The organism is Glutamicibacter nicotianae, assembly GCF_016907615.1.
Classification (GTDB): Bacteria; Actinomycetota; Actinomycetes; order Actinomycetales; family Micrococcaceae; genus Glutamicibacter; species Glutamicibacter nicotianae.
In genome coordinates this window covers 2,617,215-2,642,788 of the sequence record NZ_JAFBCH010000001.1, presented here as the reverse complement: position 1 = coordinate 2,642,788, position 25,574 = coordinate 2,617,215, and the positions used below count along the sequence as shown (strand labels likewise).

Below are 25,574 nucleotides of genomic sequence, written 5' to 3'. Positions count from 1 at the left end.
ATTATTCTATAGTCAGGATTTACTGCACGCGGTGCCTGACGTGCTTGGGTCTGCGGACGAAACGCTTTTACGGCTCGACCGTGCCGGATTCCTCACCGGAAATCGCGCAGGCCTGATCCACATAGTCCGAATATTGGTCTGTCAGATCGACCGCGGTCGCTTCAAGGTCTGCCTCGAACGTTGGATCATCGAAAGTGCGGCCCTCAATGAGGTCGACGAAGTCCTGGACCCTGCTGATTTCTGAGTCCAATGCAGTGCGCAGTTTCCCATTGCTGGTCTGCTCGGAAACTTCTTGGTAGATGCCGATGGTGGCTTTCATGGCATCTACGACAGGTTGCGTGTCTTGCTCAATAACGCCCATATATGCCAGCCCCACTTGTCCCCGATCGATTGCTCGATAGCCAATTCATTAAGCAGGTTGCATGACTGCTCGGTGTTCAGCTGGCCGGAACTGCAGCCACTCAAGCAAAGCCCAATGGCGGTTGATGCTGCAATGATGCTTGCGGTAGTCCTTCGCATGGGAAGTCCTTAGAACGGTGATGATGGCCTTGCCGCCTAAGTGGCAGGACGTTGGATGCACACAGGCTACCTCCGGGGAGAGTTGCGTTTTTGCGCCTGTGGATAACCGGCCGTAAGGCGGCCGTTGATTCGACGGTTGCGCAGGTCCTTACGCATAATTGAATGCATGAGTATCCAGCCAGAGAGCATCGATCCCATGGGCACCAACGCATTGGGGGCCACTGCCGCACCAGCGTGGCTCCGGATGCGCATGGTCCTCGGATACGACGGCGCCGCCTACAGCGGTTGGGCACGCCAGCCCAATGTCCTAGGCGTGCAGCAGCTGGTTGAGGAAGCATTGGAAATGCTGGTCCGCCGCCGTGTGCGAGTGGTTGTCGCCGGCCGCACCGACGCAGGCGTGCATGCGCGTCACCAGGTGGTGCATTTCGACCTGACCGATGACGAATACGCGGGTCTGCCGCGCAAGGCGCCCCTGGCTCCCGGCCCAGCGCTCGTACGCCGCATCAATGGCATTCTTGGCCGCCAAGAGGGTGCCGTGTGGGTCCATGAAGCCGAGCGTGCTCCAGAAGGCTTCGACGCCCGGTTCTCGGCGCTGGCCCGCCGCTACTCCTACCGGATCGCCGATGGCCAGCAGCGCTGGGATCCGCTGACCCGACACCTGACCGCATGGCACCGCGAAGAGCTCGATGTCGAGGCCATGAATCGCGAGGCGCAAAGCGTGCTGGGCCGCCATGACTTCTTGTCCTACTGCAAGCCTCGTCCGCACGCCACGACCATTCGCACCTTGCAGGAATTCTCCTTCACCCGCGGTGCCGACGGCCTGGTGCTGGCGCACCTGAAAGCCGATGCCTTCTGCCACAATATGGTCCGTGCGCTGATTGGCGCTGCAATGATGGTGGGGGACGGGCGTGAGCAGCCGGGCTTCTTGGCCCAGCGGCTGGAGCAGATGGTCCGTGACTCGAAGACCAAGCTTTCGCACCCGCGGGCGCTGGTTCTCGAAGAGGTCTATTATCCGGAAGCGGGAGAGCTGGCAGAGCGGGCACTTAGGACCCGCGCGCTGCGCACCGATGATGAAGTAGATACGGCCCGCTCGGAAGGCTGATTGGCGTTGAGCCCCGGAATCTTAAGGGTGTTGTTGCTCACGGCATACATCCTTTTTTGGCCGGAAACACTTTAATCCGCTAAACTTTTATGAGTTGTGTATGTCCACGTTCGACACTACACGCCCAAGCGTGACGGCTTAGTTGCATAGTCGCTGGTCTGCTGGGTGTGCGAACAGCATATGGACGGCCGGTTATCATCAGTCCTCACCTGACGTACTGGTCTAAACACAAGAACAACACGACAGTGCCTGTCACTGGGGGATCTCACCGCCTTCAGCCAAGCGACTGTTTGACCAGAAACGAATCAACGTAAGGCAATTACTGTGCGTACGTACACCCCAAAGCCGGCTGACCAGACTCGTCAGTGGTATGTCATTGACGCCACCGACGTAGTGCTCGGCCGTCTCGCCGTCCAGGCCGCAACCCTGCTGCGCGGCAAGCACAAGCCAACCTATGCTGCACACATGGACATGGGCGACCATGTCATCATCATCAATGCAGACAAGGTTGCACTGACCGGTAAGAAGCTGCTGAACAAGCGCGCTTACCGCCACTCCGGTTTCCCAGGTGGCCTGAAGAGCATCAACTACGCAGACCTGCTGGAAAAGAACCCAGTACTGGCTGTTGAGAAGGCTATCAAGGGCATGCTGCCTAAGAACAAGCTTTCGGATGCCCAGCTGTCGAAGCTGAAGGTATACCGCGGCGCAGAGCACCCACACGCTGCTCAGTCGCCGAAGGCACTGGAAATCACCCAGGTCGCTCAGTAGTCCTGGCCCCGAGAAGAAATACTTAATAGGAGATTATCGTGGCTCAGAACGCTGAAGAAACCACTGAATTCGAGGGTGAGACCCCTTCGACCTACACTACCGAGACCGCAGCTTCGACTGTTGTTGCTGACACCGAACGCGCTCCGCTGACCGTGCCAGGTGCAGCTGTTGGCCGTCGCAAGCAGGCTATCGCCCGCGTTCGCCTGGTACCAGGCTCCGGCAAGTGGACCGTAAACGGTCGCGAGCTGGACAACTTCTTCCCAAACAAGCTGCACCAGCAGGATGTTAACGAACCATTCAAGGTTCTGGGTCTGGAAGGCGCATACGACGTTATCGCACGCATCAACGGCGGCGGCATCTCCGGTCAGGCTGGCGCACTGCGCCTGGGCATCGCCCGCGCCCTGAACGAGATCGACCGCGACGCTAACCGCGCCACCCTGAAGAAGGCCGGTTACCTGACCCGTGACGCACGCGTCATCGAGCGTAAGAAGGCTGGTCTGAAGAAGGCACGCAAGGCTTCGCAGTTCTCGAAGCGCTAAACCTTACTTCAAGGTCTTTCCGAGGGCCCTGTCATCCTGCAAAGGATGTCAGGGCCCTTGGGCATTTAACGCCGAGGAACGCAAAATGCTATTAAACTTTTCTCATATCACTGTAATTCCGGGGCTTTGAGCCATTTAAATCAATGCAGAGGGCATATGATTGAATGCGATGGCAAGGTTATTTGGGACCGATGGGGTCCGAGGAAAAGCAAACGAACTGTTAACTCCCGAGCTCGCGCTGGAACTGGCGCAGGCGGCATCCGTGGTGCTGGGCTTGAGCCAACCAGAGGACGGCTACAAGCCAGTCGCAGTGGTTGCCAAGGATCCGCGCATCAGCGGTGACTTCCTGTCCGCCGCAATCGAGGCCGGCCTGGCTGCCTCCGGCGTCGACGTGATGGATGCCGGCACGCTGCCCACTCCCGCGGCGGCATTCCTGGTAGGGGACTTGAACGCTGACTTCGGCGTCATGATTTCCGCCTCGCACAACGCGGCTCCGGATAACGGTATTAAGTTCTTGGCCCGTGGCGGCAAGAAGCTGGACGATGCGTTGGAAGACGCCATCGAAGCCTGCTTGAAGATGCCAAAGCCACGCCCAACCGGCGGCGAAGTAGGACGTGTCTCGCGTTTCGCCGACGCTGAAGACCGCTACATCATGCACCTGCTGCAGGCACTGCCTAACCGGCTCGACGGCTTGAAGGTAGTCCTGGACTGCGCCCACGGCGCTGCTTCGGGATGCTCCCCGGAGGTCTTCAAGGCTGCCGGCGCCGAAACCATCGTCATCGGCGCAGATCCGGATGGCATCAACATCAATGACGGCTACGGCTCCACCCACCTGGAGAAGCTGCAGGCCGCTGTGCTGGAGCACGGAGCGGACTTGGGCATCGCCCACGACGGCGACGCCGACCGCTGCCTGGCCGTTGACCATGAAGGCACGATCGTTGACGGCGACCAGATCATGGCCATCATGGCACTGGACATGAAGGACCGCGGCGAGCTGAAGGACAACACCCTCGTTGCCACCGTGATGAGCAACCTCGGCCTGACCCTGGCCATGGAAGCTGCAGGCATCACCGTCAAGCAGACCGGCGTGGGTGACCGCTACGTGCTTGAAGGCATGCGTGAAGGCGACTTCTCCCTGGGCGGCGAGCAGTCCGGCCACGTGATCTTCTCCAAGCACGCCACCACCGGCGACGGTGTCCTGACCGGCCTGATGATCGCGGCTCGTGTGAAGGCTACCGGCAAGACCTTGAAGGAACTTGCTGCTGTGCTGACAGTCCTGCCGCAGGTCCTGATCAATGTACGCGGCGTCGACAAAGCCGGAGTTCCGGACTGCGATCCGCTGCAGGACGCTGTTGCCGCCGCCGAGGCCCGCTTGGGCACCACCGGTCGAGTGTTGCTGCGCCCTTCGGGTACCGAGCCTGTAGTCCGCGTCATGGTTGAGGCGGCTACCCACGACCAGGCCCAGACAGAAGCTGAAACCCTGGCCGAGTCGGTCAAGGAGCACCTGTCCCTCTAGGCTCTGCAACTGCCCAGCAACCACTACGTAAATATCAAGAAAACTCACACCCCCGCAGTGCGTTCCATGCCGGAACACGTTGCGGGGGTGTGGCATGCTAACTAGTAGGAACCGATCTGGGTTCGCGTTCTCGGAGAGAAGGACTTTCGTGACTCTACGCATCAGCGTGATCGGCACCGGCTACCTCGGTGCAACCCATGCCGCCTGCATGGCTGAACTGGGCTATGAAGTCATTGGACTGGACGTGGACAGGGCCAAGCTCGAAGCCTTGGCCGCTGGTGTTCTGCCTTTCCACGAGCCGGGCCTGCCCGAGCTGCTGCGCAAGCACGTGGCCTCCGGGCGCCTGCGGTTCACCGACAGTTACGCAGAAGTCGCTGCCGGCGCGAATATCCACTTCATCACCGTGGGAACGCCGCAGCGTGCTGATTCGCAGTCCGCAGACATTTCCTACGTCGATGGTTCCGTGGACTCCCTGCTGGAGCACATCACCGGCGAAGCGCTGATTGTCGGCAAGTCCACCGTCCCGGTAGGCACCGCACGACGGCTGAGCGAGAAGATTGCCCAATCTGCCAAGCCGGGAAGCGACATAGCGCTGGCCTGGAATCCAGAATTCCTGCGTGAGGGTTTTGCTGTCCAGGACACCCTGCGCCCCGACCGGCTGGTCTATGGATTGCAGGATGGGCGAGGCCTGGAACTGCTGCGCAAAGTCTATGCTCCGATCCTCGCCTTGGACACGCCGGAGATCGCCACGGATCTGGAAACCGCGGAACTGGTCAAGGTCGCGGCCAACGCCTTCCTGGCTACCAAGATTTCCTTCATCAATGCTTTTGCCGAAGTCACGGAGACCGTGGGTGGCGACATCAAGGTCCTCGCCGACGCCATTGGGCACGATAAGCGCATTGGACGCCGCTTCCTGAACGCCGGGGTGGGGTTTGGCGGTGGATGCCTGCCGAAGGACATCCGCGCGCTCCAAGCCCGGGTCAGCGAGCTTGGGTTGAGTCAGACCATGGGCTTCTTGGCAGAAGTCGACCAGATCAATCTGCGCCGCCGTGACCGCGTGGTCTCGCTCGCCTCGCACATGCTCGGCAACGAGCTGGCAGGCAAGCAAGTGTGCGTACTCGGCGTGACCTTCAAGCCGGACAGCGACGACGTGCGCGACTCTCCAGCCCTGGATATCGCCGTACGCTTGTACAACGAAGGCGCTGAAGTCTCGGTCTACGACCCAGAAGGCAACGCCAACGCTGCCCGGCGCTTCCCGCGCTTGAACTATGTGGACTCCTGCAAGGAAGCCGCGCAGAAGGCAGATTTGACCTTGGTGCTGACCGAATGGAACGAGTTCCGGGAAATGAACCCGTCCGACCTTGCCGACGTGGTTGCAAGCAAGCAGCTAATCGACGGTCGCAATGTCCTGGACCGCCCAGAATGGCGGAAGCAGGGCTGGACCATCACCGGCCCGGGAGAGTACTTCGAGCTGGGCAACATGGCTCCGGCGACCACCTCGATTCCGGCGCAGGCCTGAACGGTGTAGCCGGACATGGAAGAGGCGGTTCTCCGCATTAGGAGAACCGCCCCTTCTACGTGTTGCATACGCAGGCTAGAAGCCGAACTGCTTCATGACCTTGGGAAGATTATCGATCAGGCGAGAAGCATTCACGGTGCCGTCCGCGGCGGTCACCCTGCCCAGATGGCCGTGGATGTACGCCGCGCACGCAGTCAACTCCATCATGCGGCGGTTGGGCACGGTTCGCAGGCCTTCGGTGCCCGTCAGCGAGCTGTCGGAGAGCATGTAGCCGAGGATGCCGGTCAAGACATCTCCGCTGCCCGCAGTGGCCAGTTCCGGTGCTGAGTGGCTCACCATCAGGCTGTCGCCGTTAGGCGCAACAATGTAGCTGGTCGGGCCCTTGAGCAGGACTACAGCGTTGTAAGCCAAGGCGGCCCAACGGGTCCAGCGAATCGGGTCCTGGGAAAGCTCATCAGGGGTGATCTTCACGCCCGCGCGGCCGAGCAGCATACGAAGTTCCTTTGCATGGGGCGTCAGCACGCGGGGCTGCTCGCTGGGCCCGGCAGGAACCACATCCAGGCCGGATGCGTCGATGACAGCTGGCTGGGGGCTGGCGAAGACATCAGCGATGGCACCAGTCGGGGGAGTGCGTCCATCCAAGCCCGGACCAATAGCCCACGCCTTGATCTTGGCGCTCTTGCCGTGGATCTGGCGGCGCGAGAATGACAGCGCTTCCTTGATCTGCTCATCATCCAACGGCACGGACTCCGGCACGGAGACTGCCATAAGCGGCTGGATGGAATCGGGTACGTGGGTGCGGAGCAGCCCGACTCCGCAAGCCACGGCGGCCTTGGCAGTCAGCTGGGCAGCTCCGGGATACAGGTCGGAACCGGCGATGAGGCCAAGGACTCCACGCTGGTATTTGTGGCGTCCGGCATCCCGCCAGGAGCGGTGCTGGTCCAGCAGCTCGCGGGCAGCCTGCTCGTCCACTAGCTGGGTGCCGGGCTGGACGGAAGAAAAGTCGAATTCCAGATCAGCCACGGTGATCTCGCCGGTAACCAGCGGTCCATCCACGGACAGCAGGCCGGCCTTCATGGCGCCGAAGGTCACCGTGCGTTCAGCTCGGAGAACCGAGTCCTGCGCAACGCCGGTTTCAGGGTCCAACCCTGAGGGAACATCGCAAGCCAGCACCCGTACGCCAGCCGGAACCGACGGCACGTCGGAACCGGCTCGATATCCAAGACCATAGATGGCGTCGATAACGAGCGAGGCATTCGCTAGTTCGCCGTCGCCATCTGACAGATCCAGTATGGTGCCGCCGGCGGCTTGGTACGCTGCAGCAGCCTCTGCGTTAATCTGCTCGTGGCATTGCAGAGCCAGCGTGGAAATCTTCTGCTGCTGAAGCTCTGCCAGTGCATACAAGCCATCGCCACCGTTGTTGCCCGGGCCGATCAGTCCGACCACGAACGCCGGTTCGGTGCTGTGTCCTTCGGCCAGCATGGCGACAGCCGTTGAAGCCAAATGGGCGGCGGCTTGCTTCATTAAGCTGGTCTCGCCCCGCTTGGATTTCTCCTGGGCTTCAACCGCACGAATTTGCGCAACACTGTAGACAGGAATCATAAGACAAACAATACTCAAGGCTTCTGTGCGATGCCCTATTTAATGAGATACGTGTCGTTATTCCTTCGTCGTGGCGTTGGTGCTCAGCGTTCGGCAACCACCATTGCGATCGCCATGTCGCCATCGTGGGACATGGTCAGGTGCCAGGAATTGATGCCGCGCAGCTCGCTGGCTGCGGCCACTGAGCCGGTGTTGTGAATCTGGGGATCACCGGCTTCGTCCTTGCGGATGGTGCAGTCCTGCCAGTTCATCCCGGCAGGAGCGCCCAGTGCTTTGGCGATTGCTTCCTTGGCTGCGAAACGGGCTGCAAGAGAACGCAGGGGCAGGTCCCGTTCTTCTTCGGTGAAGAGCCGGTCGCGCAACCGTGGAGTCTTCTCGAGCTGACGACCGAAACGTGGCACATCAACGATGTCCACTCCAATACCTACAATCATGCCTATCAGTTTATCCAGTGCCTGCAAGGCAAAAAAATTACAGACTAGTAGGGAAATAATTCAGATTGTCGGTGGTGTGATGTTTTATTGATCTTGGAGAAAGAACCGAATCTGATGAAAGCGCCTGATGGAAACTCACACACGCAGCCCACGCGACCTTTTTGAAGGAAAAGAGCACTACGAAATCCCGGCTTTTCAGCGTCCTTACGTATGGACGGAAGAAGATCAATGGGCACCTTTATGGGACGATGTTCGAAAGGTTGCAGAAACCTACATCGCAGTGAAACTGGCAGATTCCGAGGCGGAGCCTGAAATCCAACACTTCATGGGTGCTGTAGTTTACGAGTCAAAAAAGCCGATTGCAGGCGATGTTACTCGCCACGATGTCATTGATGGTCAGCAACGAATGACCACAATCCAGATCCTTCTTGATGCTGTGCACGTCGTCCTAGAGCATCGCGGACACATTGATCAGGCTGAATCCTTGGAAGAGCTGATAATCAATGGCGCGGCGCGGTTCAAAGGTAAGCGGGAGAGATTTAAGTTGTGGCCTTCTCAGACTGACCGCAAAGCATTTGAATTTGCTATGGATCCTGCGTCGGATGACAGCGTCGAGCACAGAATCGTTGAAGCGCACAAGTTCTTTCACAATGAAGCCAAAGATTGGATCCTTGGGACTTCAAATGAAGATGGGATCGTCCCGCCTGGAGACGAATCCTTACGAGTTGAAGCCTTGAGCTCAACGCTTCAAGACAGATTGCTCCTGGTCGCGATAGATCTAACCGGGCACGATGATTCTCAGCTTATTTTTGAGACACTGAATGATCGCGGCACTCCGCTGCTCAAAGCAGACCTAATCAAGAACTGGGTTTTCCGGAAAGGCGAGCAAATTCAGGCCGACGTAACTAGGTGGGCCGACGACCTTTGGGCCGAATTCGACGGAGAATGGTGGCGATCTGAGGTCCGCCAGGGCCGACTCACACGTTCTAGGGTCGATATCTTCTTGCATTATTGGATGACCATGCGCATGCAAGATGAATTTAAAGCAGATCAGGTTTTCCGCGCATTTAAAGAATACGCAGAGCCGTTTATGCGGACCGCGACTGACGCAGAGCGTTTGCTGAACGAACTTCGGAAAGATGCTGATACGTTCCACGAGTTCTCGATACTTGAAAAAAGCACTCCGGAAGGTCAGTTCTACGTTCGCGTGATTGATCGTCTGGATATGGCCGCAACTACTCCGGTTTTCCTCTGGATGCTATCGGCGAACCACGCTGTACCCGCCGAGCAACGTCGCATCGCGTTGGAGGCGCTGGAAAGTTGGGCGATCCGACGTATGCTACTTCGGTTGACTTCTAAGGATATGAATAAGTTTGCCATTGTAATTCTCAAGATGCTGGAATCCTGTAGCAAAGATGAAGTGGGCGACAAGCTGGTCGAGTTCCTCGCCAACCAAACGTCTGAAACGAGAAGGTGGCCAGTTGATTCTGAGATGCAATCAGTTCTCTCAACTCAACGTGTTTATGGTTTTATCCGGCAGGACCGTCTGCGTGTTATTTTCATTGCTATTGAGCAGCACCTTAGGACGCAAAACTCGAAATACGAAGCCATTAGTCTGCCAGAAAAACTCGAAATTGAGCACTTAATGCCACGAGGCTGGCGTACTCATTGGGACACTGACCCGAAAATGGAACTGGAGCGTGCACAACAACGAGATGTGCTCGTCAATTCTCTTGGAAACCTAACTCTAATTACGAAATCGTTGAATGGTTCCTTATCTAACCGTCCTTGGACCGATCAAGAAGCGAAAGGCATGAGGGACGGTGGAGCGCCGGGTACTGGAAAGCACAGCCTTTTGGATGAATATAGTCTGCTGGTTTTGAATAAGAAGATACTCTCTAATCATGTAGAGGGCTGGAACGAGAACGATATTACAGCCCGTTCGGCATCATTGGTCGAGAGCATTTGTGAAGTTTGGAAAAGGCCGAATGAACAAGAACTCTCGACTGTCGACCACTTTTCCAAAGAGCCGTAAATAAAAATGCGGCGTCCTCTAAGAGGACGCCGCATCTACTTGATACTGGGTGGATTACTCCACGGTCACCGACTTGGCCAGGTTACGTGGCTGGTCAACGTCGAAGCCCTTCGCGGATGCCAGCTCGCAAGCGAAAATCTGCAGTGGCACAGTGGCCAGCAGCGGCATCAGCAGTGTTGGGGTTTCAGGTACGTAGAAGACCCACTCGGAGAAGTCCTTGACGGCGGAATCTCCGTCTTCGGCAATAACCAGGGTCTTGGCGCCACGGGCGCGGACTTCCTGGATATTGGAGACAACCTTGGAGTGCAGCGAGTCGCGGCCACGAGTGGAAGGAACTACCACGAACACCGGCTGGCCATCGTCGATCAGCGCGATAGGACCGTGCTTCAGCTCGCCGGCGGCGAAGCCTTCGGCGTGGATGTAGGCGATTTCCTTGAGCTTCAAGGCGCCTTCCATTGCCACCGGGTAGCCGACATGGCGGCCCAGGAACAGCACGGAGTTGGCTTCCGACATGTTGCGTGCCAGATCCTTGATCTCGTCCGCACGGTCCAGGATGTCCTGGATCTTGGAAGGGATCTTGCCCAGGTCGGCAAGGATGTCCTTGATCTGGCCCTGGAACAGGTTGCCGCGCAACTGCGCCAGGTACAGGCCCAGCAGGTAGGTCGCGGTGATCTGCGCCAGGAATGCCTTGGTGGAAGCCACTGCGATTTCTGGACCAGCGTGGGTGTACAGCACCGCGTCCGACTCGCGCGGGATGGTCGATCCGTTGGTATTGCAGATCGACATGGTCTTGGCGCCCTGCTCCTTGGCGTAACGCACGGCCATCAAGGTGTCCATGGTTTCGCCGGACTGGGAGATCGATACGATCAGGGTCTTGTCGTCAACGATTGGCTCGCGGTAGCGGAACTCGTGGGAGAGCTCGACCTCGACCGGGATACGGCACCAGGACTCGATCGCGTACTTGGCAACGGAGCCGGCGTAGGCCGAAGTGCCGCAAGCAAGAACCACGATCTTGGAGATGGCAGCCAGCTCTTCCGGAGCGATTCGCAGTTCGTCCAGGGTCAGGCGGCCATCGGCGTCCGAGCGGCCCAGCAAGGTATCGGCAACAGCTGCCGGCTGGTCGAAGATTTCCTTCTCCATGAAGGATGGGAACCCGCCCTTTTCAGCGCTGGCGGCGTCCCAGTCAACGGTGAATTCCTTGCCTTCGGCAGGGTTGCCGTCGAAATCGGTGATGGAGTGGGTATCCGGGGTGATGGTGACGATCTGGTCCTGACCCAGCTCGACGGCACGACGGGTGAAGTCGATGAAGCCGGAGACATCCGAACCCAGGAAGTTCTCGCCCTCGCCCAGGCCCAGAACGAGAGGGGAATTGCGGCGGGCCGCGACGACAACGCCTGGGTGGTCCTGGTGAACGGCCAAGAGGGTGAAAGCACCTTCGAGCTGCTGAACAGCAAGCTGCATGGCGCGGGTCAAATCGCCCGCTGCCTCGGTGCTGTAGAGCTTGCCCAGGAGAGCTGCGGCAACCTCGGTATCGGTATCTGAGAGGAACTCAACGCCCTCCGCTGCCAAACCGGCCTTGATGCCGGCGAAGTTCTCAATGATTCCGTTGTGGATCATGGCAAGCTTGCCACCATCGGCCAGGTGAGGGTGAGCGTTCTGATCGCTCGGCCCACCGTGGGTTGCCCAACGGGTATGCCCAATGCCGGTCATCGACTGAGGCAAAGGAGACTCGGCAATCTCATTTTCAAGGTTGACCAGCTTGCCGGCCTTCTTCCGAGAATGAATGGCACCGTCGGCAACTACCGCGACTCCAGCCGAGTCGTAGCCACGGTATTCCAACCGACGCAAACCTTCAATTAGAACGTCGAGGGCGCCGTGATCGGCGATCTGGCTCGAGGTTCCTGCATATCCAACAATTCCGCACATGAGAAAAATCCTACCGGTTCAATCCCCATCGATGGGAATAATCGTGGCGCAGCACTCAAAATTACTTATGTCTTAGCTCACCAGGCCGCCGTATTTCACCGAAACTAATTGCCTTGTTGATCTTGCTAATTGGGATGTGGAGCATATTCTTGGCAGAATTTACCCTCGTGGAACCACACGGAACACTAGAATCATCCATCTCGCCGTTTGTTGAACTTGAACGCGAGACATGGGCGCGACTGTCCAACAAGATGGAACAGCCGCTGAACTACTCCGACATCGAACGCCTTCGCGGCCTCGGCGATCAGCTGGACCTCCAGGAGGTCCGCGACGTCTACCTGCCACTGAGTCGCCTCCTGTCGCTGTACGTGGAGGGAGCCGGTGCAACGCATCAGGCGACCACTACCTTCTTGGGTGAGCAGACCAATCGGACGCCTTTTGTCATTGGCGTCGCCGGATCCGTTGCCGTGGGAAAATCCACGACCGCTCGTGTATTGCAGGAAATGCTGCGCCGCTGGCCGCATACTCCTGATGTCCAGCTCATCACTACTGACGGTTTCTTGTACCCCAATGCGGAGCTCGAGCGCCGCGGTATCATGCACCGCAAGGGTTTCCCTGAATCCTATGACCGTCGTGCATTGCTGCGCTTCGTCTCGGCAGTGAAGTCGGGTGCCCCGGAAGTCAGTGCCCCGGTGTACTCGCACCTGACCTACGACATCATCCCGGGGGAGCGCAATGTAATCCGCTCGCCGCAGGTGCTCATTGTCGAGGGATTGAACGTGCTGCAGCCGGCGCGTACTCGTTCCGATGGAACCGCAGGACTGGCGTTGAGCGACTTCTTCGACTTCTCCGTATATGTAGATGCACGTACGGCGGATATCGAAGAGTGGTACATCAAACGATTCATGCGCCTGCGCTCGGGAGCCTTTTCCGATCCGGCGAGCTACTTCCATCGCTATTCCCAGCTCACCGATGTGGAAGCGCGGGAAACGGCGCACGGCATCTGGAAGCGCATCAACGAGCCGAATCTCAAGGAGAACGTCTTGCCCACGCGAGGACGGGCGCAATTGGTACTGCGCAAATCAGCCGATCATTCGGTGCGGCGAATGCTATTGCGGAAAATCTAGGCTTCTCACCGGATATTTAAGCAAACGAATCCTGTGAATTTGCCGAACCATTGGAAATCGCTCCGCAAAATCGTAGTGGTGCTGTGTTTTGCCTGTGTATGCTCTAACTATGCTTAAAGGTTTCCGCGATTTTATTATGAAGGGCAACGTTGTCGATCTGGCCGTTGCCGTCGTTATCGGCGCTGCCTTCGGCGCCGTCGTTACCGCTTTGGTCGACAATGTGCTGATGCCGTTGATTGCCGCCCTGGTTGGTTCTCCAAGCTTCGACAGCTTCCTGTTGCTAACTATTAACGGGGTAGAGATCAAGTTTGGCGTCTTCCTGACCGCCCTGGTCAACTTCCTGCTGATTGCCGCAGCCGTTTACTTCGCATTGGTTCTGCCGATGACCAAGCTGAACGAGCGCATCGCAGCGCGCCGTGCTGCAGGTGTAGAAGAGCCTGAGGAAGAAGTAGACCCACAGCTGGAGCTGCTTGCCCAGATCCGCGATGAGCTGAAGACTCTTCGCTAACCCCCGAAAATCATCCGTCTTCAAGGAGCGGGTTCGAACAGCAAACTTGTTCGTACCCGCTCCTTCCGTCTTTAACCAGCCTCATGTGCCGAACTGCGCATGGGTGAACAAAGCAAGTGATTCCGAAAAGTGCGAAGATGAATGGGTGAACTCTGAAGCGCTTGAAGAAAGCAACATGACAAACAGCACCAGCAGTGCACAGGCGATTGGCTTTGAACGCCGCGCAGTCATTGACCTGTCGGCCATCCGCAACAACGTCAAGCAGATTTCTGATGTTGTGGCCCCAGCCGCAGTCATGGCCGTCGTCAAAGCTGACGCGTACGGGCACGGAGCCATCCCAGTAGCCAAAGCTGCCTTGGAAGGCGGAGCCCGGTGGATAGGTTGCGCCCATGTCACTGAAGCACTCGCCCTGCGTGACGCGGGAGTCGATGCGCCCATGGTGGCCTGGCTGCATACTGAAGACACTCCGTTCGAGGCCGCCATTGACGCCGGTCTCGACCTCGGAGTATCAGGCTGGGAGCTTGAATACGTTGCCGCCGCGGCACGTGCAGTGCAGACTCCGGCACGGATCCATATCAAAGTAGACACCGGGCTTGGCCGCAATGGCTCCACCATGGATGCCCTGCCGGATCTGCTGAACCGCGCCAGCGATTTCCAAGAAGAGGGGCTGTTGCGTGTAGTTGGCATCTTCTCCCATCTGGCGGTGGCAGATGAACCTGAGCGCCCGGAAACCGATGAACAGCTGGAACTCTTCGACAGGGCCATAGAACTAGTGGAAGCTGCCGGCTTCGATTTGGAAGTGCGCCATATCGCCAACACTCCTGGGATTCTTTCCCGACCGGATTCACATCACGAAATGGTTCGCCTGGGACTGGGCCTGTATGGCCTTAGCCCGTTTGACGGTGAATCGCCAGAGAGCTTTGGGCTGCGCCCAGCTATGACAGTGAAGACCCGGGTTGCGAATGTCAAGAAGGTTCACCCGGGGCAGGGTGTTTCCTATGGCCTGAATTACAAGACCGAAGGGGAAACCTACCTCGGCCTGATCCCCATGGGTTATGCCGATGGACTGCCAAGGATCGCAACCGGTGCTCCAGTGACTGTCAATGGGCGCACCTATCCAGTACGTGGTCGCATTGCCATGGACCAGTGCGTCATCGATTTGGGAGCAGGCATCAACCCAGAAGAATTCCTGGGAGCTGAAGCAATTATCTTCGGTGACGGCGGGCAGTCGGTTAACACCTGGGCCTACGCAGCGAACACCATCAACTACGAAGTGGTGACCCGCATTTCGCCACGTGTACCTCGCTACTACATTGAAGGCAGCTGGGGTGAGGCCGGTGAATAACCCGATATCGGAATTCTCCTGCCAGCTGGATGACCTCACCGTCACCGAAGCGATGGGCGAAGCCCTAGGCGCTCAGCTCAAGGCCGGTGACCTGGTCATCCTTACGGGTGCACTTGGAGCTGGCAAGACAACGCTGACCCAGTCGCTGGGCGTGGGACTGAACGTCCGTGAAGGAATCATCTCCCCGACGTTCGTACTGGCTCGCCAGCACCCATCACTTGGGGATGGACCCGGTCTGATCCACGTAGATGCCTACCGTCTCAAGGACCATGATGACGTGGACACCCTGGATCTTGAATCCACGCTGGCAGATTCAGTTACCGTCGTGGAATGGGGCTTGGGGAAGGTCGAACACCTTACCGATTCACGCTTGGAAATCCAGCTGGATCGCGAAGCCCTGGCCGCACCAGTCGGCAATCCATGGGAAGAAGCTGAAGAGGAACTGGATGAGCCGCGGTTGTTCAGCCTGAAAGCTATCGGCCCGCGCTGGGACGAAGATGCCTTTGCCCAGCTGAAAGATTCATTGCTGTCTGCGGTTGCTGCACAGCGCACGGAAGAAAAACATGTCTAATTACTTAGCAATCGACACCTCGGCCAACGCCTCGGTGGCACTAGTTGACGAAACCACCGGTTTACTTGTCGACAAGCGTGTTTCCTCCAAGGGAAACGACCAGACCGAAACCTTGTCGGCATACGTCAAGGAGCTATTGGACACCCACGGCCAGAAGGGCCAAGACCTTGCGGGCATCATCGTCGGCGTTGGCCCGGGTCCTTTCACCGGCCTGCGCGTTGGCTTGGTGGCCGCGCGTACCTTCGGATTCGTATGGCAAGTACCTGTGCACGGAGTGATGTCGTTGCATGCGCTCGCCGAACAGGTGCTGGAGTCCAGCGATGTTCCTGCTGAATTCGTTGTCGCCTCGGACGCACGACGCAAAGAAGTCTACTGGGCACGCTACGACAATTCCGGAACCATGGTTGGAGGGCCGCACGTTTCAGCAGCGTCAGCTCTTCCAGCGATGCCAGTTTTCGGTGTCGGGGCCGGCATCTACGCCGAGCAGCTTGAGGAAGCCGGTGCCAAGCCAATGCCTGAGTCCTTCGAATGGATTGCCGACGTCGGCTTCCTGGCCCGCCGGGCATTGAGCGACCTCGCTGGAGGCAAGGACCTCTCAGATACTTCGCCTCAGTATCTGCGCGAATCCGATGCCCAGATTCCTGCCTTCATGAAGCAGGCCAAGGCGTGAGCGAGCAGCACGAGGTTCTCCTGCGCCGCATGCAGCCAGATGATCTGCAAGCCGTCCATGATCTTGAGCAGCAGCTTTTTCCCGAGGATGCATGGCCCCTTGCCGGTTTCGAATCCGAGCTGGCGCAACGCGATACCCGCACCTACTGGGTCTATGAAGACGCTGGTCGAGTTGTCGGCTATGCAGGGCTTTGCGTGGTCTTGCCGATAGCCGATGTCCAGACCATAGCCCTGCACCCGGATTACCAAGGCCGGGGCTTGGGCCGCAAGCTGTTGTCATTGCTTGTCCAGACGGCCGGTGAGAAAAATGCACTGGATGTGATGCTCGAAGTTCGCTTTGACAACCCCACCGCCATTGACCTGTATGAATCCTTTGGATTCACTACTATCCACCGCCGCAGGGGGTACTACAAGGGCGGGGTCGATGCACTAATTATGAGACTCCCGCTGGATGCACAGCACGGACAAGAGGAAGAACGCAACGCATGAGCTTCAACGAACCCGTAGTACTAGGCATTGAGTCCTCTTGCGACGAAACCGGCGTAGGCATCGTGCGCGGCAACAAGCTTCTGGCCAACGCTGTCTCCAGTTCCATGGATGAACACGTGCGCTTTGGCGGTGTCATTCCCGAGATTGCGGCCCGTGCGCACTTGGAAGCATTCGTGCCAACCTTGCAGTCCGCGTTGGACACAGCCGAACTGGCTCTTGACGATATTGATGCCATCGCTGTAACCAGTGGTCCGGGCCTGGCTGGAGCGCTCATGGTGGGCGTTTCAGCGGCCAAAGCCTTGGCCCTGGCAACCGGCAAACCGCTCTACGGCATCAACCACCTGGTTGCCCATGTAGGCGTAGGTGTTCTCGAAGGAACCGTATTACCATCGACCTTCGGAGCTTTGCTGGTCTCGGGCGGGCATACCGAAATCTTGAAAGTCACTTCGCTGACCAACGATGTGCAACTGCTGGGCTCGACCATTGATGATGCGGCCGGCGAAGCCTATGACAAGACTGCTCGTCTGCTGGGCCTGGGGTATCCTGGCGGGCCAGCCATCGACAAAGCGGCCAAAGACGGAGACCGCAAGGCATTCCGCTTCCCTCGCGGCTTGTCCTTGCCGAAGTTCGTCGGCAGCGCCGCGAATCCTGGCAAGCACCGCAACAACTTCTCATTCTCGGGACTCAAGACTGCTGTAGCCCGCTGCGTAGAGCACTTCGAGGCCAATGGCGAAGAAGTCCCAGTCGCCGACATTGCTGCGTCCTTCCAGGAAGCAGTCGTGGATGTCATCACCTCGAAGGCCGTGCGTGCCATGCAAGAACAAGGCCTGAAGACCTTGCTTTTGGGCGGGGGAGTGGCAGCTAATACCCGCTTGCGCGAACTGCTGGCAGCGCGTTGCACCTCGGCGGGAATCGAACTCGTGGTTCCGCCGTTCAGCCTCTGCACGGATAATGGCGGCATGGTCGCTGCTCTGGGCGCTCAGCTCGTCGCTGACGGCGTGGCTCCCTCGGGGCTGGACTTCGCGACAGATTCATCGCAGCCGGTAACCAACATTGTTCTGAGCTAAACCTCTTCGCTTCTTCCGTCTCGCGAAGTTCGTGGTTTACCCACGAAAATAATCATCATTGCCACCTGGCTTGCGTCCTTAGATACAAGCCAGGTGGCATTTTTGCGTCTTGTCTAAGTTCTAGGGAATCGAAACGAATTTATCGGATGACCATCATTCCTACCTCCTCGTCGCGGTGATCGGTACATCGTTTACCCGCCGCGAGTGTCTACAAAACGACAACTTGTCGTTGGAATACTGGCCCTCTTCTTGGGTTGCCTAGCGCTTTTTGACCTTCAAAAAAATTCTCAAGAAAAGTTTGCTTAACCGATTGACCATCTGTGATTCGCGCCACTAAGGTTGTTGCTAAACCGATTAACCTCATAGAACGGGCAAGCAATGACTGCACAAGGTTTCTACCAACCCAACGGTGCGTGGGTAGGCGATGTCATTCCCTGGCAGGAGGATGGAGTCTTCCACCTCTTTTACCTTCACGAAGACCGCGGAGTCTCCGGAGGCGGAATGCCATGGCATCGCATCGTGACCAAAGACGTAGTGAACTTCGAAGAAACCGGAGAAGCAATTGCTTCCGGCGGGGCCACGGCAGATGACTACAACATCTACACCGGAAGCATCATCGTGGACGCTGAAGGTACACACCACGCGTTCTACACCGGCCAGAATCCAAACCATCTCGGAGCAGACGGGCGTGCACTACAGCTGGTCATGCACGCAACGAGCCACGACGGAATGGAAACCTGGCAACGCCACCCCGAAGATACCTTCGGTGCCAGTGCAGGTTATGAGACCGGTGACTGGCGAGACCCATACGTCTTCTGGGACGCTGAATCAAACCTGTGGCGCATGCTCATTACCGCTCGCCACAATTCTGGAGCAGAACGACGCCGCGGCGTCATTGCTCAGTGCACCTCCGCTGACCTAACCACGTGGGAACCGGTAGAACCTTTCTGGGATCCACGCCGCTACATCGCCCACGAATGCCCCGAAGTTTTCCAATGGGGAGACTGGTGGTACCTGGTCTACTCGGAATTCAGCGATGCCTTTACCACCAGATATCGAATGTCTCGCAGCCTCAACGGACCATGGATTGTTCCAGAATTCGACACTTTGGACGGACGAGCATACTACGCATCCAAATCGGCAGAACGAGACGGACGCAGGTTCTTCTTTGGTTGGATTGCTTCTAAAGAAAACTCATGCGATGCCGGTGCCTGGCAATGGGCAGGAACCCTCTCGGTTCTTGAAGCGGAGCAACGTGAGGACGGAGCCCTAGCGTTCCACCCACCAGCCGAGTTCCGATCAACCTTCCAAGAGACAGAAGATGTACTACCTGCTCAAACCCGTTTGGTAGCTAACGACGGTTATGCCGATCTGCTCACCGAAGAAGACACCCCAACTTCCTTCCGACTGCGTGCTCACTTCGAGATTGAAGAAGGAACCCGTGAGGTAGGCGTCCTGTTGCGGGCTAGTGCTGACGGGGATGAGGGCTATGCATTGCGCCTCGAACCACAACGCAACCGCCTCGTTTTGGACCGGTGGCCACGCCGAGTTCCAGGTACCGAACAATGGCACATCGATGGAGACGTACCCTTCGCGATTGAGCTTGAGCGACCAGCAGTCATTGGAGGTGGTCCTCACGAGCTAGACATCATTGTCGACGGTGATTTGTGCGTTGCCACCCTGGATGATGCAACGGTGCTGAGCACCCGACTTTATGACAGGCCGACCGGTCGTGCCGGTGCCTTTGTCGGTGAGGGAGCAGTCACCATCTCACAATTCACCATCGCAACACGCGATATCGAAACCACTACTGAAGCACCTCAGGAAAGCCTGGCTTTCACTCCATCGGTATAACCGACCTTCGTTTTCAGAATTCCACTTGCACTACGACTTCAATGGAGAAACTCATCATGTCTAAGACAACTCGCCGCACCAAGTTCCTGCCCATCCTCGCAGCAGCATCCCTCGCGCTCTCTAGCTGTGGAGGAGGAGCGGGAGCAGACCCATCCAACGTGAACCCAGAAGGGGAGATCAAGCCCCGCGAAATTTCTTGGTTGCTCTCACGACCCGCTGACGGCGGAGTGATCAAGACGATGGAACAGATCGCTGACGAATACGCGGAAACTCACCCAGGATTCTCCCTGAACCTCGTCACCACACCAGACCGTCCTTCTTACATTCAGAAGTACGAAACCCTAGCCGCCGCGAACAAGCTTCCAGAGCTCTTCGACACTGATGCCACCCCTTTCGCTCAGAAGTTGGCCAGCAAGGGGCAGATGATTGATGTTGACAAGCTGCTCACAGATCTTGGCTTGAGCGATGAATACCGTGAGGCGGCACTGAACTACCAGCGCTTCGATGACGGCTCTCTGTACATGGTTCCCTTCGAGTTCCAGCTGGAATTCTTCTGGTACAACAAGGACGTCTTCAAGAAGGCAGGCATTGACATCCCAGCCTCACTCGATGATTTCCCGGCTATGTGCGAGGCGCTAAAAGAAGAGGGTGTCACGCCTATCGCGCTGGATGGCAAAGACCAATGGCCACTGGAACGTTACATGTCCTACTACCCATTCCGCATGTCCGGACCGGAGTACGTACAAAAGCTGAAGACCGGTGAAGCAAGCTTCTCAGATCCGGAAGGTAAAGCTGCTGCCCAGTGGCTCTCAGATCTGGGTAAGGCAGGATGCTTCCAGAAGGGCTTCTCTTCCGCTGGCTACTCGGACGCACAGGGACTATTCACCAGTGGCAAGGCCGGCGTCTACAACATTGGTACTTGGGAGTTAGGCAACTTGGCTACCGATACCTTGGACGCTAAGGTCCGCGATGACGTTGACTACTTCACCCTGCCAACCATTGATGGTTCTGCCACCGCGGAGAACGAATACGTCACCCCCTCAGGCATTGGTATGGCCGTGAACGCTATAACCTATGACCCGCTAGTACGCGACTTCCTCGCCTTTGCCCTAGAACGCTACCCAGAGCTCTACGCTTCCACCGGTGCACTATCACCAACCACCGGTGCGGAGACCACCGTGCCTAAGACGGCCACCAAGCTGTACGACCAGGCCATCAAGCAAGCTGATGAAGTTGGCAGTGCCATCGCGATGCCGTGGGACACCCAGCTGGATCCAGCAACCAATACCCGACTGCAGCAGGAACTGACCCTGCTGGTCCAAGGTGACATTACTCCAGATGAGTTCGTCACCACCATGGACGCCGCACTAAAGGAGAACGTCGGTGACTAGCGTTCTAGACACTGCCCCAGCAGCTCAGCCGGCGCGCGCTCGCCGGCTGAGCCGAAAGGCACCAACATCAATGTTGCCTCGTCGTTCCAAGCTTTCGGTGGCGGTATTCCTTCTGCCACCACTGGTGATCTACGGCGTTGCCGTACTACTTCCTATCATTCAGTCCCTGGTCCTGAGCTTCTTTAGCTGGGACGGCATTACCGACATGGACTTTGTCGGTCTTGATAACTACGTAAAAATGCTCTCTCGTGATGATGTCTTTTGGACCGCATTTATCAATGCGGTGGGATACCTCATCATCTGCTTGGTCCTCCAACTTGGGGGAGCGCTAATAGTTTCCAGCTTGCTCACGGCTTTGCCTAAAGCGCGCGAACTGGTCAAGACCCTGTACTTGTTGCCTGCAGTGATCTCCACTGTGGCCATCGCCTTCTTGTTCCTGCGGGTGTACTCGCTGGAGCCAGTAGGTATGTTGAACCAGCTACTTGAATGGGTTGGCCTTGGCCAATTGCAAACGGCGTGGCTGTCCAATGTTCAGACCGTTCTGGCAGCAGTATCCATTCCTGAAGGATGGCGCTACACCGGCCTATACATGCTGATCATCTACGCGGCGCTGATCTCGGTTCCTCGCGAACTTGAAGAAGCCGCCCGCTTGGATGGCGCCTCGTGGTGGCAAGTCTTCTGGAACGTCCGCTTCCCACATATTCGTCCAGTCTGGACGACCACAACCATCATGGCGACCACCTTTGCCTTGCGTGGATTCGATATCCCGTACCTGCTGACCAACGGTGGCCCAGGGCAATCCTCGGAACTGCTCACCACCTACATGTATAAGACGGCCTTTGTGCACACAGACTACGGCTATGCCAGTGCAATCTCGGTCTTCATTGTGATCGAGTGCCTCGTAGCCGTTGGCCTGATCCTTCTAATGCTGCGACGAAAGGAAGACTCGTGAGCACGACAGTTGAAGCTAAGCCTGAGGAAGCCATGATTGAGCCGCCTGTCGCCAAGAAGCCACAACCTTCGCAGGGGAGGCCACGAAAGCTCAAAATACAGCGCACTCTACTGACCGTGACCATCGTGCTCATCGTCATTGTGCAGGTCTACCCGCTGTTGTGGCTGTTCTTGACCAGTTTCCGCACAGCAGCTGATTTTGCTGGTGGCAATGCCTTCTCCTGGCCCAGCGAATTCACCTTGGAGAATTATTCGCGAGCATTTGAGACCGGAAATCTCGGCCTCAATATCGTCAATAGTTTGATTGTCACTCTTGGAGCCAGCGCACTGATCGTAGTCGCAGGAATGATGGCAGCCTACGCATTGGAAGTCCTAGGTTTCCGACTCAGTCCGCTGGTCAGAGCCCTGTTCATGCTGGGCATCATCGTTCCAGTACAGATTGCCCTGGTGCCGTTGTTCATTGACTATTCGAAAGTCGGGTTGCTCGATACTCACTTGTCGATGATCGTTCCGTTGGCTGCCTTCTCGCTACCGATGTCCATTTATCTGTTCTCTTCGTTCTACGGATTCATTCCGCGAGAGACTTACGAAGCAGCTTCTCTTGATGGCGCCGGACCGTACCGCATCTTTGCCCAGATCACTCTTCCGCTGTCGTTGAATACCATCGTCACAGTGGTGCTGGTTAACAGCATTTTCATTTGGAATGATTTCATCTTCGCCAATACCTTTGTGCTTTCTGATGGGCTGAAAACCATTCCACTTGGCCTGCAGAACTACATTGGCGCCATGGGAAATACGGACTGGACAGCCACCTTTGCAGCTGTGTGTGTTTCGGTCACGCCACTACTCTTGGTATTCCTCGTGCTGAACAAGGCGATGATTCAAGGCTTGGAGAGCGGAGCAACTAAGGGATGAGGACAGAGAGACACAGTAAACACGGTGCTCCTGTCACCATGCGAGACATTGCCAAGGAAGCCGGCGTATCGGTGGCAACTGTCTCGCATGTAGTCAACAACAATCAGGGTGCACGCATTGGTGAGGAGACTCGCCAACGCGTGCACGAGGCCATCGATCTTCTGGGGTATCGAACCAACGCTTTGGCGAAAACCCTATCGGTAGGATCCTCACGGTTTATTGGATTGGTTGCTGACGCCATCGCAACCACGCCCTTCGCAGGTCAGATCATTCACGGTGCTCAAGATGAGGCATGGAAACACGGCTACGTGTTGTTGGTGGCCAACACCGATGGCAATAAAGCCGCTGAACATGATGCCATCGCCATGATGCTTGAACATCAAGTGCGCGGCATCCTGTACTCCACCTGGTACCACCGCGAAATTGAAGTCCCGGAATCATTACACCAAACCGACACCGTATTGGTTGACTGTTTCTCCACCGGAAGCGGCCTTCCAGCGGTGGTTCCTGATGAAGTACAAGGAGGCAAGGCAGCAACTCAAGAACTTATCGATGCAGGCCACCGACGAATAGCGTTTATTAATACAACTACCCCTTCACCGGCATTGACCGGCCGCTTAGCTGGCTATCGCTCAGCACTTGAATCCTCAGGGCTCGAATTCGATGCGTCCCTTGTCATCTCGGCCGTACCTGAGCAAGAGGGAGGTTATGAGGTAACTAGCGCGATTATCGCTTCTGGTGCGAGCGCTGTCTTCTGTCACAACGACCGAGTGGCTATGGGCCTCTACGACGGACTGAGGGTTCGAGGTCTAGATGTCCCTAAAGACATTGCCGTGGTGGGATTTGATAATCAGGAAGTCATCGCGGCCCACCTGAGGCCACCACTGACCACGGTGGCCTTGCCACACTACGAGATTGGAGCCGCCGGAATACGAGTTCTCTTAGGTCTGGAACGCGAACAAGACAATGCATTATATCTGATCAATTGTCCGGCTATTAAACGCCAGTCCGTTTAGCAGCGACATAATTCTTCAGGCACATTCAGAAGCCTGATTCTCCATAATTTTCTACCGGCAGTGCTGCCGGATTTCTCAAACTATTCCTCTCCCGACTATGCATAGACGCACACGGGGGATAACAGGAAGGAACGCGCAATGATGCACGAAATTTCTCGACGTAGTTTGTTTCAAATTGCTGGTGTTGGTGCACTCGGACTGTATGCCGCCGGTGCACTACCGGCAGCAGCCCGGGCGCAAAGCTCTCAACGGGCCTTTTATCACATGACGCCGCCTAAAGGATGGCTGTGTGACCCACAACGTCCGGTATATCTCAACGGCACTTACCATCTTTACTATCTTCATTCCGGGGTGAACAACGGCAACGGCGACTGGGACCACGCGACAACTGCGGATGGGGTTTCATTCACTCATCACGGAGTCGCAATTGCACAAAAACCAGACTTTCCCGTGTGGACCGGATCAACGGTAATTGATGAAGATGATACGGCTGGGTTTGGGCCAGGAACCCTCATCGCATTGGCTACCCAGCCCACCGATGGCATCCGCAAATACCAGGAGCAGTACCTGTACTGGTCAACCGATGGTGGCTATACCTTCCAGGGCCTGCCAGACCCGGTCATCGTCAACACCGATGGTCGTAGTGCCGCAACGCAGGCTGAGATTGAAAACGCAGAATGGTGCCGTGATCCGAAAATTCACTGGGACTCGGCTCGCAACGAATGGGTTTGTGTCATAGGACGAGCCCGCTACGCAGCGTTTTACACCTCAACCAATCTGCGTGACTGGCAGCTGAAGCGGAACTTCGATTTTCCGAATCATGACTTGGGCGGCCTCGAATGCCCAGATCTCTTTGAAATGACCGCTGATGATGGAACCAAGCACTGGGTTCTTGGCGCCAGCATGGATGCCTACAGTGTTGACCTGCCAATGACGTACGCGTATTGGACAGGAGAGTGGAACGGCGAACAATTTATCGCTGATGACCTAGAACCGCAGTGGTTGGACTGGGGTTGGGATTGGTATGGGGCTGTCTCTTGGCCTTCTGCTCAGAACCCAGAAACTCGGCGACTGGCGATCGGTTGGATGAATAACTGGAAATACGCGAATCGTAATGTCCCTACCGACGCCACAGATAACTACAACGGGCAAAACTCCATCGTGCGCGAACTAGAGCTTTCCGCACAAGCAGGTGGGAAGTATTCCTTGCTCAGTAGCCCGGTGAGGGCGCTGTCTTCCTATGCCACGTCGACGGTCCCCTTTGAGGATCAGAATGTTGACGGAAGTTTCGTCCTTCCTTGGAATGGACGCGCCTATGAACTTGAACTCGACATTAGTTGGGACTCTGCAGCGAATGTCGGTGTTTCTGTAGGACGTTCGGCGGACGGGAATAGGCATACAAATATCGGCAAATATGGAAGCGATCTTTATGTGGATCGTGGGCCATCAGATCTGGACGGATATTCATTGAGCCCCTATTCAAGGGCTGCCGCGCCTATCGATGCTGGTGCACGGTCGGTGCACTTAAGAATCTTTGTAGATATGCAAAGCGTCGAAGTGTTCGTCAATGATGGTCATACAGTGCTTTCGCAGCAGGTGCACTTCACGGAAGGAGATACCGGTATCTCTTTCTATACTGACGGTGGCCCGGCAACATTCTCAGGGATCAGCATCAAGGAATTTGCTGAGCGGATCTGAGATGCAGATACTG

General features: G+C 56.9%; 24 protein-coding genes. 19 read left to right on the top strand and 5 right to left on the bottom strand.

All coding sequences use genetic code 11. The features are described from left to right. Positions 1-67: 67 nt before the first annotated feature. Together JOE62_RS12565 and JOE62_RS12560 are read right to left on the bottom strand one after the other, a co-directional pair. Positions 68-319 carry a hypothetical protein gene (locus tag JOE62_RS12565; RefSeq protein ID WP_204722622.1) on the bottom strand — a complete coding sequence of 84 codons (252 nt, stop codon included), beginning with the start codon at positions 317-319 and terminating at the stop codon, positions 68-70. A 5-nt stretch (positions 320-324) separates the two neighbouring features. Then, the gene (locus JOE62_RS12560) at positions 325-519 is read right to left on the bottom strand and encodes a hypothetical protein (RefSeq protein WP_204722621.1); all 195 of its coding nucleotides are present in this window, start codon (positions 517-519) and stop codon (positions 325-327) included. A gap of 166 nt (positions 520-685) precedes the next feature. Here JOE62_RS12560 and truA point away from each other — a divergent pair, with 166 nt between their 5' ends. The 5 genes from truA to JOE62_RS12535 all read left to right on the top strand — a co-directional run bounded on the left by truA (position 686) and on the right by JOE62_RS12535 (position 5,963). Continuing rightward, positions 686-1,621, top strand: coding sequence for a tRNA pseudouridine(38-40) synthase TruA (gene truA, locus JOE62_RS12555; RefSeq protein WP_083515551.1), 936 nt, complete (start codon positions 686-688; stop codon positions 1,619-1,621). A 324-nt stretch (positions 1,622-1,945) separates the two neighbouring features. Beyond that, entirely contained in the window at positions 1,946-2,389 is a 444-nt protein-coding gene (gene rplM / locus JOE62_RS12550) for a 50S ribosomal protein L13 (RefSeq protein ID WP_038992172.1), read from the top strand. A 38-nt stretch (positions 2,390-2,427) separates the two neighbouring features. Continuing rightward, positions 2,428-2,928, top strand: a complete 501-nt coding sequence (rpsI, locus tag JOE62_RS12545; protein WP_052253868.1) for a 30S ribosomal protein S9 — start codon at positions 2,428-2,430, stop codon at positions 2,926-2,928. Between the two features lie 169 nt (positions 2,929-3,097). Further along, positions 3,098-4,444: a phosphoglucosamine mutase gene (gene glmM / locus JOE62_RS12540; RefSeq protein WP_204722620.1), complete on the top strand. Its 1,347-nt coding sequence runs from the start codon at positions 3,098-3,100 to the stop codon at positions 4,442-4,444. 148 nt (positions 4,445-4,592) lie between these two features. Then, a complete protein-coding gene (locus JOE62_RS12535) occupies positions 4,593-5,963 on the top strand; it encodes a nucleotide sugar dehydrogenase (protein ID WP_204722619.1) in 1,371 nt (456 codons plus the stop codon). A gap of 75 nt (positions 5,964-6,038) precedes the next feature. On the opposite strand, the gene JOE62_RS12530 is transcribed toward JOE62_RS12535, so the two are convergent. Beyond that, entirely contained in the window at positions 6,039-7,487 is a 1,449-nt protein-coding gene (locus tag JOE62_RS12530) for an NAD(P)H-hydrate dehydratase (RefSeq protein ID WP_168202012.1), read from the bottom strand. A gap of 161 nt (positions 7,488-7,648) precedes the next feature. Next, positions 7,649-7,999, bottom strand: a complete 351-nt coding sequence (locus JOE62_RS12525) for a holo-ACP synthase (RefSeq protein WP_204722618.1) — start codon at positions 7,997-7,999, stop codon at positions 7,649-7,651. 127 nt (positions 8,000-8,126) lie between these two features. On the opposite strand from JOE62_RS12525, the gene JOE62_RS12520 reads away from it, so the two are divergent. Further along, positions 8,127-10,034, top strand: coding sequence for a DUF262 domain-containing protein (locus JOE62_RS12520; RefSeq protein WP_204722617.1), 1,908 nt, complete (start codon positions 8,127-8,129; stop codon positions 10,032-10,034). Positions 10,035-10,088: 54 nt separating this feature from the next. Here JOE62_RS12520 and glmS read toward each other — a convergent pair whose 3' ends face one another. Then, positions 10,089-11,960: a glutamine--fructose-6-phosphate transaminase (isomerizing) gene (gene glmS / locus JOE62_RS12515; RefSeq protein WP_204722616.1), complete on the bottom strand. Its 1,872-nt coding sequence runs from the start codon at positions 11,958-11,960 to the stop codon at positions 10,089-10,091. 167 nt (positions 11,961-12,127) lie between these two features. Between glmS and coaA the strand changes: the two genes are divergently transcribed. From coaA to JOE62_RS12450, 13 genes are all read left to right on the top strand, one after another. Then, complete coding sequence (gene coaA, locus JOE62_RS12510) at positions 12,128-13,087, top strand: type I pantothenate kinase (RefSeq protein WP_204723297.1); 960 nt, start codon at positions 12,128-12,130, stop codon at positions 13,085-13,087. Between the two features lie 109 nt (positions 13,088-13,196). Then, complete coding sequence (gene mscL / locus JOE62_RS12505) at positions 13,197-13,595, top strand: large conductance mechanosensitive channel protein MscL (RefSeq protein WP_204722615.1); 399 nt, start codon at positions 13,197-13,199, stop codon at positions 13,593-13,595. A gap of 175 nt (positions 13,596-13,770) precedes the next feature. Further along, positions 13,771-14,940: an alanine racemase gene (gene alr, locus JOE62_RS12500; protein ID WP_204722614.1), complete on the top strand. Its 1,170-nt coding sequence runs from the start codon at positions 13,771-13,773 to the stop codon at positions 14,938-14,940. Further along, positions 14,933-15,511 carry a tRNA (adenosine(37)-N6)-threonylcarbamoyltransferase complex ATPase subunit type 1 TsaE gene (tsaE, locus tag JOE62_RS12495; protein WP_204722613.1) on the top strand — a complete coding sequence of 193 codons (579 nt, stop codon included), beginning with the start codon at positions 14,933-14,935 and terminating at the stop codon, positions 15,509-15,511. Before alr ends, tsaE begins: the two co-directional genes overlap by 8 nt. After that, a complete protein-coding gene (gene tsaB, locus JOE62_RS12490; RefSeq protein WP_204722612.1) occupies positions 15,504-16,181 on the top strand; it encodes a tRNA (adenosine(37)-N6)-threonylcarbamoyltransferase complex dimerization subunit type 1 TsaB in 678 nt (225 codons plus the stop codon). Before tsaE ends, tsaB begins: the two co-directional genes overlap by 8 nt. Then, positions 16,178-16,669 carry a ribosomal protein S18-alanine N-acetyltransferase gene (rimI, locus tag JOE62_RS12485; RefSeq protein WP_338085789.1) on the top strand — a complete coding sequence of 164 codons (492 nt, stop codon included), beginning with the start codon at positions 16,178-16,180 and terminating at the stop codon, positions 16,667-16,669. Before tsaB ends, rimI begins: the two co-directional genes overlap by 4 nt. Next, positions 16,666-17,736 carry a tRNA (adenosine(37)-N6)-threonylcarbamoyltransferase complex transferase subunit TsaD gene (tsaD, locus tag JOE62_RS12480; protein WP_204722611.1) on the top strand — a complete coding sequence of 357 codons (1,071 nt, stop codon included), beginning with the start codon at positions 16,666-16,668 and terminating at the stop codon, positions 17,734-17,736. Before rimI ends, tsaD begins: the two co-directional genes overlap by 4 nt. A 378-nt stretch (positions 17,737-18,114) precedes the next feature. Next, positions 18,115-19,590, top strand: a complete 1,476-nt coding sequence (locus JOE62_RS12475; RefSeq protein WP_204722610.1) for a glycoside hydrolase family 32 protein — start codon at positions 18,115-18,117, stop codon at positions 19,588-19,590. 56 nt (positions 19,591-19,646) lie between these two features. Continuing rightward, a complete protein-coding gene (locus JOE62_RS12470) occupies positions 19,647-20,981 on the top strand; it encodes an ABC transporter substrate-binding protein (protein ID WP_204722609.1) in 1,335 nt (444 codons plus the stop codon). 70 nt (positions 20,982-21,051) lie between these two features. Beyond that, positions 21,052-21,933: a carbohydrate ABC transporter permease gene (locus JOE62_RS12465; protein WP_058254858.1), complete on the top strand. Its 882-nt coding sequence runs from the start codon at positions 21,052-21,054 to the stop codon at positions 21,931-21,933. A 32-nt stretch (positions 21,934-21,965) separates the two neighbouring features. Continuing rightward, on the top strand, positions 21,966-22,847 hold the full coding sequence (locus tag JOE62_RS12460) for a carbohydrate ABC transporter permease (protein WP_204723295.1): 882 nt from the start codon (positions 21,966-21,968) through the stop codon (positions 22,845-22,847). A 38-nt stretch (positions 22,848-22,885) separates the two neighbouring features. Next, positions 22,886-23,863, top strand: coding sequence for a LacI family DNA-binding transcriptional regulator (locus JOE62_RS12455; protein WP_338085788.1), 978 nt, complete (start codon positions 22,886-22,888; stop codon positions 23,861-23,863). A gap of 138 nt (positions 23,864-24,001) precedes the next feature. Then, a complete protein-coding gene (locus JOE62_RS12450) occupies positions 24,002-25,561 on the top strand; it encodes a glycoside hydrolase family 32 protein (protein WP_204722607.1) in 1,560 nt (519 codons plus the stop codon). Positions 25,562-25,574 lie beyond the last annotated feature (13 nt).